This window comes from Prevotella conceptionensis 9403948 (assembly GCF_000312305.1).
Taxonomy (GTDB): Bacteria; Bacteroidota; Bacteroidia; order Bacteroidales; family Bacteroidaceae; genus Prevotella; species Prevotella conceptionensis.
Map to the genome: position 1 here is coordinate 78,141 of NZ_HE999453.1, position 12,975 is coordinate 91,115.

Here is a 12,975-nt window from a genome sequence, read left to right on the forward strand (position 1 = left end):
CACGCGGTCGCCATCGTTCACAACGCCGTCGCCGTTAACGTCTTTATATTTGATGTCGCCAGGTTGTACGGTTCCCCAACTTTGCTTGGGCGAATTGCGAATGTCGTCGTAATCGCGGAAGAGGCCTTGTGCAATAAGCCCCCTTTGTTGGCCAATGCGGTAGCCTTTTTCGTACTGATAGGCGTAAACGTTGTTTTCGTCGTCGCGTTCTAGGATGGTGTTTTTACTGTAAGTGATGTTTCCGCGCACCGTCCAGTTTATCTCACCGATGTGGTCCTTGTATTGGAAGTTGCCATCGAAACCGCTAGATTTTACGGCGCCAACGTTTGCCCAAGGGCGACTTTCAAGTCCTGTGATGTCGGGTAAGAAGTTGCGTTGCATGAAGATGCCCGTTCTCTTCTCGTAGAAGTAGTCCATCGTGAGCGAGAACTTGTTGTCGAACGCCACGAAGTCAAAGCCAACATCGGTTTTGCGCGCAATCTCCCATGTAACGTTTGGCGATGCAACCTGCGTGTAGTGCATGCCTGTGGTGGTGGCTGTGGTAAGGTTCGACCCCCAATTGTAGCCTTCTTTAGTAAAGTCGATAGTGTAAAGGTAGGGGAAACGATGGCTTCTTCCTGCATTGTCGTTGCCCACCATACCCCACGAGTAACGTAGCTTGAACATGTTGAGCCAGGGTAATGCCTTCTTTACGAGGGGTTCTTCGGCTACGTTCCAAGCTAGGGAGAAGGCAGGGAAGAAACCAAAGCGATGGTGGTCGGCAAAGTTTTCGGAACCGTTATAGCCGAAGTTGAAGTCGGCAAAATAGCGTAGGGCGTAGTTATAGGTTATCTGCCCTGCAACGCCTTGGTTCTTTTGGCTGACAGAGTTTTTAATGTCTGTGCCGATATTTTGTGTCTGTATCCGCTCGTCTTGCGTAAAACGGGCAGTAGCGCCAAAGTTGTGTTGTTTGTTGAAGGTGCGGTTCCAACGTAGTAAAGCCTCCAAAAACTCGCGGCGCGAACCTTCTCCGCCTGATGTTTGGGCCATGGGCGACTCTTCGAAAAGCTTATCCCAAATGATGTTGCCTTGCGAATCGCGGCTGTTGGCGCGATACATGGCTGGCCAAAGGCGATGGTATATGTGGTTGCTATTATAGGTGTCGTATCCGAACCTGCCTGTAAACGAGAGGCCACGGGTAATGAAATCCAACTTTTGGTCTACCGTTACGTTTGTCTGTATGTTGTTGTCCCATTCTTGGTTGTAACCTGTGCGTGTGGCAGAAACCCAAGGGTTCATTTGATATTTTTGGCGACCGTAGGCCGGAACATAGCCATTGGAATAGAGGACGGGAGAACTTAGGGCGTTGAAACCAAAGAGTTCGCCCCATACATATTGGTCGCCAAGACCTGGACTGTTGCGCTTGTTGAGGTTGCCCGATACGCCCAACTTGATAACCGTTGTGGGCGTAACGTCTATGTCCACATTCATACGATAGTTCCAGCGTTTGAAATTGGCGTTGGTGTTGTACCTGTTGCGCAATGTCTCGTCGGTGTTGTACATGCCTTGGTCTTCTACATACGATAGGGATGCGAAGTAGCGGGCTGTGTTTCCACCGCCACTCAAACTCAAGTCGGCACGATAGCTCATTGCCCCATCTTTAAGAAGAAGTTTCGACCAGTCTACGTTGGGGTAGAAGTCGGGGTCTAGTCCCGACCTGATTAGTGCCAACTCTTCGGGTTGATACTGCGGAGGGAGGTTGCGCGTTATGCGTGCCTCGTTGAGCAGAGTGGCATACGTGGGCGCATCAACAAACTTCGGGGTGATGGTACGGGTGTTATACGCTACCTCGCCTTTGGCGTTGATGTTTATCTTTCCTTCCTTACCGTGTTTGGTGGTGATGAGAATAACGCCGTTAGCACCCTTCGAGCCATAGATGGCCGTTGCCGAGGCGTCTTTCAAAACCGAGAAACTCTCGATGTCTTCAATGTTCAAGTCGTTGATGTTCGACCGTTCGAAACCGTCTACTAGTATCATCGCATCTGAACTGGCACCGAAGGTTGAGATGCCGCGAACCCAAAAGCGCGATGTGCTTTTACCCGGCTGACCCGACGATTGCATGGCGATGATGCCTGGAACATTACCTGCCAAGGCGTTGGTGAAGTTTGATGAGGGGAATTGTTTCATTTGTCCGAGGTCGACATTGGTGATGGCTCCCGTAACGGTGAGTTTCTTTTGCGCGCCAAGACCCGTGATGACAACCTCGTCGATGGTGTTGAGTTTCTCCTCGGCCATCTGTACGTCGATAACCCTTCTGTCGCCTTTAACCAGCACGCTTACGGGTTTGTAGCCCAGGTAAGAGAACACCAGCGTTTGGTATTGCTGCATCTTGATGGTGTATTTACCGTCGATGTTGGTGATGGTACCCAGCCCCTTGGCATCTTTCACGGTGACGCTAACGCCAATAAGGGCTTCTCCTGTGGCGTCGGTTACTGTTCCCGATATTTCCAGCTGTTCTTGTGCTAAGGCGTTAAGCGTAATGCCGCACAACATCCAGAGTAATATAAATATCTTTTTCATTGTCTTATGGCTCTATTTGGAGTTCTATTTTTCCATTGAAATGGTACGTATCTTTCGCCCTTGGGTATCTAGGATGTAGAAAGTGTTAGCGTTTTCGTCGTAGGCAATTCCCGTAGGACTGTTAAAACGAGCCACTTCTCGCAGGTCTCCGTCTTCCGTTCCCCATGCGTTTCCATCGCCGGCTTGCGACGAAGTACCGCGTCCTGCGTATGTGCGGACGATGCCGTCGGGGGTGAGATAGCGTATACAGTGGTTTCGGTTGTCGCAGAAGTAGAAGTCGTACACATCGTCGCGGTTCTCGGCAACGTATTTCTTGTTCTTCACGAAACAGCCTTGGTAGGGCCTGTTTACTCGCGCACCAGTGCCAACACCGTCTACCCATCCGTCGTTTCGCGCTTGTCCGGCCACAACGTATGGTGGAGCAAAGCTCTTGGTGGTTTCGTTATAGTCGGAACGCAGAATGTAATGCTTGTTTATAACCACGATATAGCAGTACTTGCCAGTGGGGTGGATGAAGATTTTAAACTCCCAACTCACATCTTGAATGGTAAACAGCTCCTTAAAGTTGCCGTCGGTCCAGTTGGGATACCATGTACCGCCGCTTGCAACGGTGTTGAAGTAGTTGTTCATGTCTAGGCGGAAAACCTGTCCGCGCTCGTAACTGTTGAAGTAAAGCTCGCCGTTTTTGGGATGCACGGCGGCTCCGTTGCACTGCTTGTAGGCAGCTAAGATTTGCGATTTTGATGCGTCGGTGAAGGTTCCATCGGCGTTGCGTTTAACAATCCACACACTAGGACTTTGCAACTGGCGGTCGTCGCGGTCGGTGGAGATGAGCATATATTGCCCGTCGTTCGAAAAATCGATGGAGCGTAGTCGGTGGTTGTCGAACTTAGACATAGAGAGTATGGTCTTTACCTCCTTCTTTTCCATGTCAAGTGCTTGTATGCCGTGTGCGTTTTCATCGTAAACGGCATATAAGATGTTGTGGTTTAGGGGGTCGAAGGTAAGGCATCCTTCGCCGGCATAGCCTGTTGCCGTGTTGAAAGGGCCGTCGTGCCAACCTTGGTCGTCGAATTGGTTACGTACGCCACTGAGCGTTCCCACAACCATTTTTCGTTCATAGTTAAACTTGCTGCTGGCCGTTGCGCTCTGTTCGTTGGCTGTTTTGCCGCCAACAGACACCACCACCTCGCCCGAATAGGCCTTGGCAGGCACCAAACAGTAAAGGCAATCGCCCTTAACACTGATGAGAACGGCGCGCTGTCCGCCAATGGTGACTTTGACATTGCCGTTGTCGTTGCCGAAGTTGCTGCCGTAAACAACCAACTTTTGGTCCACTCCGCCCTCTTTGGGGATGAAGTCTGTCACGGTGACAGGTCGAGATGGGTCGTATTCTGCAGAAGAAACGTCTCCATTGTCGCTTCGACATGCCGACATGCAAGCAACGAAAAACAGCAAGGCTCCCCATGCGAACCTTTGGCCATAGATGTTTAGATTATTTTTCTTCATAAATATATTGTATTTAAACTTTTATTTCTAGTTCCTGGTATTACGCCCTCCCAAAGGGCACTTTCCCGATGTTTAATGTGGTAATTCCATCAGCAAAATTAGTGAGAATTGAATTGTTGAGATAAAACAAACCATTCAAAAGATAAAAAAAACAGGGCATTTGCCTGTTTTTTCTATTGAAAGATGTAGAAAATGAAGTGCAATTGTAAATGTGGCTCGATAGACAATGCATGTGTCAAGTACTTGTTTGTCGAGATTAAAACATCAATTTGATATAGCCTCGCATAACATCTATTGTTATAAGGAACAAATAGCCGTTGATTGTGCTTTTAAGCCTTTGTAGTGTGATTGCAAAGTGGCTGTAGCACGACTACAAATAAGTTGTAGTGTGACTGCGGGTAAGTGTAGTGTCACTACAAAAGGCTTGTAGGAACAGCAGACAATGGTTGGAAGGCTCGATCGCATATAGTGTAGCGTCATTACAAAAGGCTTGTAGAAACGGCCTTTATGGTTGTCAACAGGTAAGATGGCATGAAAAAGGCCAAGGTTAAACACAAATGCGTTTGAACCTTGGCCACTAAAAACAATTAAACCTAAATCTTACTTAACGATGAATTTCTTTCCATTACTGATGTAAATGCCTCTTTTAAGTGGGCGTTTCACTTCCATGCCTTGTAGGTTGTAAATCTTACCGTCTTCAACGACATCGCTTTTAACGTTGTCGATGCCATTAATGGTGCCTTGAGAAACCTTCTTGCCGAAGTAGGTAAGGCGGAAGTTGTCGAACACAGCCCAATCGCCGTCCACTTGTTTGTCTTTGGTTACGCCGATGGTAAGTTCGCCTTCGGGGCCAACCTTAATGATGTGGGTGTACACTTTATATAGTCCGCATTCGAAATATTCGGCTGCATCCATCACGTCGTCGGGTTGTTCGCCAGCAGTACCGGTCCATCCGATGCCTGGGCATTGGTTCATTCCCGCTGCGATAGAGGGCAGTGCAACCTCGTCGCCCTTGCCTTTATATTCGATATAGAGCATGGCATGGCGTGCAGGAGCCGTTCCTTTGGCAACCTTTTGTTGCAAGTTCTCTCGGCTGCCATCGCGATAATAGCCTGTCATGTTTACCTGATAATAACCTTCGGGCAAGTTGCTCACGGTTTGATTTACCTCGAACGAGTTTAGGTAGTATGCTTCGCACACGGGGTTGGTGCGTCTGCCGCGGTCGATAACGCCAAGGTTGGCATCCTTAAAGTCGCCTTTTTTGTCGCTATTCCATTTCTCAAAGAGGTCGGGGCGGTTAAAACCAGGGTTGGTAAGCAGGTAAGTTGCATCGACAGGACGTTTCTCGGTGGCCGTTGCGAGCAGCGCATCACGTTCGGCCTTGGTGACGAGTTTCCATTCGGCGTTGGCATTCTTGGCCACGGCAGCCTCAACAGAAACGGTATTCCAAAACTCCTTATCCATAGCCTCGTCGGCATCGGTGTTGGATTGTGGCGCAAAAGCCAATCCTTGGGCATGGTTGTCGCCCTTCACGATGTTGTAGACGTTGGCCTTGCCTGCGACGGGAACGAACGCCCAAACAGCTTTGTCTGGAATGTCGGTATAGCCATTATAACCCAGGTAATTGCCTGCTTTACCACCAAAGCGATTGATGGTGAAACCGTTTCCTTCGGCTGCAACGGTAAAGAGCAAACCAGGAACGTCTACGGCAGCATGCGTATTCCAATCGGAACCGCCCATAAGGAACTTCTGAGAGGCCACATTGTAGAAATAGAATTCGCCTGCACCGGCTTTGGCACCCTTGTAAATGTCGGGCATCTTGTCGGCAGCAACAATCTTACGAGCCACGCGCAGGTCTACAAGAGCCGCCTTCATGTCGGCATTGGTCGTGGCGGTTTTGGCCACCTTCTCGGCCTTTACCGTGGCGGCATTAAGCTGTGCATCGTTGTTCTTATTGATGTTTTTGCAAATTTCAGTCGTTTTTACCAAGGCAGAATAGTTCTCTGAGCAGGCAGCAACGGCATCGTAAGCCTTTTGTAAGTTAGAGGTTGCGGCGATAATGGCCACAGGGTCGGTAGAGGTGAGGGTCTTGTTGGCTGCTGCAATGGCATCTGTGTATTGCTTGCTCAATGCAGGGGCGACGGCACCTTTAAACGCTTTTGTTGTGGCAAGTATCGCTTTAAGGTCTTTCAGTGCCTCTTCTGCGGTTTGAAGAACTTTCGAACCAAGGTATTTTAAAGAGAAGTTGGAGATTACGCACCAATCGTCGACAACGCCAGCCTCCTTTTTAACGCCCAATTTCAGTGTTCCATCTGTAACGGTAACGGTTATTTCGGGGTTTTGGTAATTGCCCTTCCATAAGGCGCAGTTGGCCTCGTGGGTTGTATTGGGTACGTATAACCCGCTATTTTGCTTGTTCTCGCGTTCGGCTTGGAAATTAAATCCCTCTTCGGGAGCTTTTTTCGCACCTGCGTAAAGAGACATGATGGGGGCAGAAGTGCCGTTGGCATAATAGGTGGCGCGAAGTTGTTCGGTGCTATTGATAAACTTGTCGGCACCATATCCGTACATCGTATAGTCGCGCGTTTCGCTTGAACCGTCTCGGTAATATCCGCGTACGCTGAACTTATAGGTGCCGTTGGGCAACCCGCTGATTGTTTGATAGAAATCGAATGTTTGCGTGTTCCAGAACTCTTGGATGGTGTTTGCCCTCACAATGTCCCATCCGCCGCGATAAGTAGAATGCTCGGTGTTAGGTGCAGCCGTACAATCCATTTTGAAAAGGTTGTTCTTCGTCACGAGGTCGGGTGCGCCGATAAGCCACGTTACGTCCACGGGATGGTCGGCAGAGGCCTTCGCCTTTGCATCGGCAATACGTTCTTCTCGTGTAACAAGCTGCCAAACGCTGTTCTTCTCCTTATCTACTGTGAGCAGGTTATTGTCTGCCCCTAGCACCAAGGCATCGCATTCTAGCCAGTATCCGTGTATGGATTGCATGTTGTCGGCAGGCGATAGCTCCCAATCCCCAACGTTATCGGCGGGCATGTCCCAATAAAGCAAGCCTGCATCTCCAATTTTTTTCGATACGCAGTTGCCTTTGTAAAAGATGGAACTCAACCTAAACGTCTTTGCTCCTGCTTTTTCAAAGGTGATGGGTAGGCCGCGCGTACCCACGTTAACGGCCGTTGCCCATCCGTCTTTCACGGTGTTGTTGTTTTGAAGCCACAAGCCCGTGGCGACATTATAGAGATAATATTCCCCTCCATTGCCGATAGCATGTCCTGGCCAAGGCGTGGTTTGGGCGTTGAGCAGGGTTGCGCTCAACAATCCTAGACCTAATGATAGTACTTGCTTTTTCATAAGTTGTTTTTAGTTAAAATAATTACTCTATGTTCGTTAAGGTTTCGGCATATATCCAATATAGATACAACCCTGCATAGGGTTGGGTGCTTACACCATATTATATATAGAAACTTGAACTATTTATTGCCGATTGTTTACGCTGCAAAGATAGACTTTATTTTAAGCACTGATGCGTAAAATCCGTTCAGAGTATAGCAAAAAAGAACCAATGGGGCTTGTTGGTCCGATTTTGTTATTATTTGGGGTGATTGTCGTACCCTTATCTGAAAGGGACGAGTAATTTTGCAATGTAATCAGAATTTAATGTTTAAACCAATACCATAGTATTTTGTTCAATATGAAAAAGCTATTACTTTGTTTGGTTGGTGTGGCAAATATGCTGGCGGCAGAGGCGCAGGGCGGTTCGTTTTTCGAACCTTATCGGCGCACTAGCCTTCGCTTGCCGTCTGTCCCACTGATAGTGAACGACCCCTATTTCTCCATTTGGTCGCCTTACGATAACCTATACGATGGCACCACACGCCATTGGACGGGACAGCAGAAAGCCATTGACGGCTTGTTGCGCGTTGACGGAACGACCTACCGATTTATGGGAAAGGAGAAGGGCCGACTACTGAAACCCGTGGCACCAATGGCCGACATGGGAGCGTGGAAGGCAAAGGTTAGCTATGCAAATCCAGCGGCAAATTGGGCACAACGCGATTTTAACGACAGCAAATGGCAAACGCAACAGGCAGCGTTTGGCACTCCCAAAGAATATCCTAACATACGTACGGCTTGGACGGACACCAATTCGGACATCTATATACGTAGGCATGTGACGCTGACCAAAGAAGACTTGGCGCGCGACTTGTGGCTGATTTACTCGCACGACGATAAGTGTGAGGTGTACGTAAATGGTGTTTTGGCAATCGAGACGGGCGAAACGTGGGTGCAGAACGAAGAGCTGATATTGCCTGCTAATGTAAAACAAAGTTTGCGTGTTGGCGACAACGTTATCGCATACCATGTGCATAACACCACAGGTGGGGCCAATGCCGACATCGGACTATTTGCCAACGTGAAAGAGAAACACAACGACATACGTAATGTCGTACAAACGGGCTGCGACGTTATGGCCACCAACACTTACTATACATTTCGTTGCGGAGGCGTAGACCTACGTTTGGTTTTCACCGCACCGATGTTTCTCGACGACCTGAACTTGCTTTCTACACCCATTAACTACATCTCTTATCAGGTTTGCTCCAACGACAAGCGAAAGCATGATGTGCAGATATTCTTCGGAACGACACCCGAACTAGCGGTGATAAAGAATACCCAACCCACGGTTTCGCGCATACAAAACGTGAACAACATTGACTATGTGCGAACGGGAAGTGTAGAACAGAACGTGTTGGGCAAAACGGGCGACATCATTTGTATTGATTGGGGTTATCTGATGATACCCAACGTGAACGGAAATGTTACGATGGCCGACCAAAATGTTGTGGAAAGCCAATTCGTTAGTAAGGGAACGCTGGCCCAACGCGATGCACTGCGTATCAAGAGCAATAACGAAAGCGAGATGCCCATGTTGGGCTACTTACATAACTTCGGGTTGACGGAGCGCGATTCTAGTTATATGATGATAGGTTACGATGAAGTTCAAGATGTGCAATTCCTTGGAACGCGCTATAAAGCCTATTGGGCGAAAGATGGGCAACAGCTTACCGATGCCTTCGAAAACTTCCGCGATAATTATAAGTCGTACATGCAACGTGCGCGCCGATGGGACAAGATGATCTACGACGATGCCTTAGCAGCAGGAAACAAGAAGTATGCCGAGACCTTGGCAGCATCTTATCGACAAACGTTGGCCGCCCATAAGCTGTTTATGGATAAGGATGGCGACCTGATGTACTTCTCGAAAGAGAACAGTTCGGGCGGATTTATCAACACGGTAGACGTTACTTACCCTGCCGCACCGCTGCTTTTTACCTATAACACGCAGTTGGAGAAAGGTGCATTAGAGGGCGTATTCAAGTATTGCGCCGACAGCTCGCGCTGGGGATTTCATTTTCCTGCACACGATTTGGGTTTCTATCCCATTGCCGACAAGCAGACGTATGCCTCATGTTTCCCTGGGGCCAATGGCGATTTTGGCAAGAACATGCCTGTGGAAGAAGCTGGAAACATGGTTATACTCACGGCAATGACCTGTTTGAGAGAAGGAAAGGCCGACTTTGCCAAGAAGTATTGGGACTTGCTTACGATGTGGACAAACTATTTGGTAGCTAACGGGCAAGACCCGGCCAACCAACTTTGCACAGATGACTTTGCAGGACATCTGGCCCACAACGTAAACCTTTCTGTAAAGGCCATTATGGGAATTGCAGGCTATGCGTTGATGGCACAGATGCAAGGAGAGAACGTCACATACCGTACTTATATGGATAAGGCACGCCAAATGGCTGCAACATTGGAACGAACGGCTAACGATGGCGACCATTACCGATTGGCTTACGACCGCAGTGGCACGTGGAGCATGAAGTATAATATGGTGTGGGATAAGATGTGGGGGCTTAACCTCTTTTCCAAACAAATGAAACAAAAGGAGTATAGCTATTATCTTACAAAGGCAGAACCGTATGGTATACCACTAGATAATCGCGAAAGATATACGAAATCAGACTGGGAGATGTGGACTGCATGTTTGGCAGAGAACCAAGAGGGCTTTGCACGCATTGCCGACCTAGTGTGGGAGTTTGCCAACAAAACAAAGAACCGAGTGCCGTTTAGCGATTGGTATTGGGTGAACAGTGGCGACTATCAGATATTCAAAGGTCGCTCTGTACTTGGCGGACATTGGATGAAGGTGCTGATGGACAACTTCTTGAAGAATAAGAAGTTTTCGACAGACATTGAGAATGAACCTCAAACACCCGATGCCTCGAAGAAAGAAGTGGGACGATACGATGTAGACGGACGGCGACTATCTACTCCGAAACGTGGAATAAACGTTGTTCGGTACAAGGACAAGACGGTGAAGAAGGTGGTGGTGAGGTGAGCCGCTGAGCCTTTAAGTTTTTAAGTTGATGAGTTTTTGAGTGCTTAAGTTCTCAACCCCCATAACTATAACTCACAAATCCACAAGCTTATGAGTTTATAAACTCGACAACCCGTGAACTTACAAACTCACGAAGATTTCAATGTAACTAAAAGTTGATAAACCCTATTTATGAAAAAGGACGCGATAAAAAGAATAGCCCTTGTAGTCAATCTGCTGATGTTGGCTGCAGTTGTTCGTGGGCAATATACCAACCCGGTCTTAAACAAAGACATGCCCGACCCAAGCGTTGTACGTGCACCCGATGGCCAATTCTATGTTTATGCCACAGAAGGCGGTGGGCTGTGTGTACCTATTTATAAGTCGCGCGACCTCGCCACGCGATGGCGATTTGCGGGTTCGGCTTTCAATAGCTCAACTCGTCCCACCTTTATAAAAGGTGGAAACATTTGGGCGCCCGACATTAATTACATCAATGGGCAATTCGTTCTTTACTATTCGATGGCCGAATGGGGGAAAGAATGGAACTGCGGAATCGGTGTAGCCACGTCTTCTTCGCCTCGCGGAGGATTTGTAGACAAGGGAAAACTCTTTACCAGCACCGAAATAGGCGTGCAAAACAGCATCGACCCTTGTTTCTTTCAAGACGACGACGGCAAGAAATACCTCTTTTGGGGTAGCTTTCGCGGTGTCTGGGGCATAGAACTGTCTGCCGATGGACTGGCTTTAAAGCCTGGGGCAGAGAAGTTTCAGATTGGTCCGAACCACAATTGGATGCATCATGGCACAGAGGCCACGATGATTGTTAAACGCAAAGGCTATTATTACTTCCTGGGTTCGCTGGGCAATTGTTGCGAAGGAGCCAACAGCACCTACCGAGTTGTGGTGTCGCGAAGTAAAGACTTGCGTGGCCCATACGTCAATAAGCGCGGTAAGAAGATAATGGATGTGGGCGGTTCGTACGAAAGTGTACTGTCGGGCAACGAACTTGTGGCTGGTCCTGGTCATTGCTCGCAACTGATTATCGACGATAACGGCGATTATTGGATGCTTTATCACGGGTTTGATAAGACAGATATAGATGCTGGTAGGAAACTTTTCGTGGACAAGGTGTTATGGGATGCTGATGGTTGGCCCTATATAGCGGGCAAGCATCCGTCGAAAGGCGGGGCGGTTCCCTTCTTTAAAGATGGCGAACTTAGTGGCATTGCTGATGTGGATGCCACGCAAGATACCTACACCATTGCCCGCGGCGGCGACAATTATTATCAGATCTCAAGCCCCGATAACTCTGCCTTCACTTGGGAACTCTACGCCATAAGCGGCGAAAAGGTAAAAGCAGGCAGAGCCATAAACGCACAAGACTTGTGGCTGAACGATGTGCCCGTGGGCATATATGTGGTAAAGGTGCGGGGAAATAGCGGCAGTGTTAATCAGAAAATCGTAAAGGTTCAGTAGAAATGTCTCTGTATTGAGGCACACATCTTACGCCAGACGTGCAGCAGAACCAACCTAATGCCACGCCCCAAACATCACATTAAGGTGTGGACTAAGAGTAACTAGAAACCTAGAATAGTATTTATTAAAACCAAGAACAATGAAAAGAGAACATCTTTTTAAACGCAGTTGTCTGAATGCAGCATTGATGCTGCTGTTTGGCTGTTGCTCGATAGCGTGCAGCAAAGAGGACAACAATCCCGCTCCTGAGCCTCCAAAGCCCGTGGAAGTGTATCAAGACCTGAAAGTTTTCCAGCTAAACACGTGGTTTGGAGCAACGCAAGTGAACAACGCCTATAATGGATTGGTAGACGTTATTAACCAAGTGGATCCCGATGTTGTGTTGTTGTGCGAGTTGCGTAACGACCTTTTGTTGAAGAAAATCCCCGATGGCGACGGCGAGTACACACATCGCCTATGCCAATCGTTAAAGACAAAGCACCAAAAAGACTACTATGGTAAGAATCATGGCACGTTTGTTGGCGTGCTGTCGAAGTACGAGATAAAGAGTTTTAAGGTTCTTCCCACACCCACCGACAACTATATGATAAAGGTAACGGTGGAAGTTCGTGGTCAAGAGATGACCTTCTATTCTGCACACCTCGACTATAAGCACTATGCCTGCTATCTGCCGAGAGGTTATAACAGTGGTCCTGATTGGTCGAAACTGCCCAATCCCATTACCGATAGCGAACGGATAATGAAAGACAACCGACTGAGTACGCGCGACGAGGCGATGGAAATGTTTCTCGACGATGCCCAAGGCGAGATGAATAAGGGGCGTATCGTTGTCTTAGGTGGCGACTTTAACGAACCATCTGACCTTGATTGGCAGGCCAACACCAAAGATTTGTACAGTCATACGGCGTAGTGGCCAATTGGGATTGCCCTGTAATGCTGAGAAAGGCTGGTTTCGTAGACACTTATCGCGAGAAATTCCCCAACCCCGTAACACATCCGGGTTTCACATTCCCTGCCGATAACAAGGATGCCAGTAT

The 12,975-nt window shown here is 48.3% G+C and carries 5 protein-coding genes and 1 pseudogene; 3 read left to right on the forward strand and 3 right to left on the reverse strand.

Translation table 11 applies throughout. The features are described 5' to 3' along the window. The 3 genes from BN93_RS13980 to BN93_RS13990 all read right to left on the reverse strand — a co-directional run. Positions 1-2,559, reverse strand: a 2,559-nt coding sequence (locus BN93_RS13980) for a SusC/RagA family TonB-linked outer membrane protein (protein WP_198007533.1), incomplete at its 3' end; no start/stop codon positions are given. Between the two features lie 24 nt (positions 2,560-2,583). Beyond that, on the reverse strand, positions 2,584-4,068 hold the full coding sequence (locus tag BN93_RS13985; RefSeq protein WP_019188945.1) for an IPT/TIG domain-containing protein: 1,485 nt from the start codon (positions 4,066-4,068) through the stop codon (positions 2,584-2,586). Positions 4,069-4,668: 600 nt separating this feature from the next. Beyond that, positions 4,669-7,428 (reverse strand): hypothetical protein, encoded by a 2,760-nt coding sequence (locus tag BN93_RS13990; RefSeq protein ID WP_044260934.1) that lies wholly within the window; start codon positions 7,426-7,428, stop codon positions 4,669-4,671. A 340-nt stretch (positions 7,429-7,768) separates the two neighbouring features. Here BN93_RS13990 and BN93_RS13995 point away from each other — a divergent pair, with 340 nt between their 5' ends. From BN93_RS13995 to BN93_RS14005, 3 genes and pseudogenes are all read left to right on the forward strand, one after another. Then, positions 7,769-10,480: a glutaminase family protein gene (locus BN93_RS13995; protein ID WP_019188947.1), complete on the forward strand. Its 2,712-nt coding sequence runs from the start codon at positions 7,769-7,771 to the stop codon at positions 10,478-10,480. Positions 10,481-10,651: 171 nt separating this feature from the next. After that, on the forward strand, positions 10,652-11,938 hold the full coding sequence (locus BN93_RS14000) for a family 43 glycosylhydrolase (RefSeq protein WP_009229322.1): 1,287 nt from the start codon (positions 10,652-10,654) through the stop codon (positions 11,936-11,938). Between the two features lie 139 nt (positions 11,939-12,077). Next, positions 12,078-12,975, forward strand: a pseudogene (locus BN93_RS14005) (endonuclease/exonuclease/phosphatase family protein); the annotation flags it as partial.

Excerpts from the sequence above, each read along its gene's own strand:
- BN93_RS13985 (WP_019188945.1), bottom strand. The coding sequence starts at position 4,068 with ATGAAGAAAAATAATCTAAACATCTATGGCCAAAGGTTCGCATGGGGA.
- BN93_RS13990 (WP_044260934.1), bottom strand. The coding sequence starts at position 7,428 with ATGAAAAAGCAAGTACTATCATTAGGTCTAGGATTGTTGAGCGCAACC.
- BN93_RS13995 (WP_019188947.1), top strand. The coding sequence starts at position 7,769 with ATGAAAAAGCTATTACTTTGTTTGGTTGGTGTGGCAAATATGCTGGCG.
- BN93_RS14000 (WP_009229322.1), top strand. The coding sequence starts at position 10,652 with ATGAAAAAGGACGCGATAAAAAGAATAGCCCTTGTAGTCAATCTGCTG.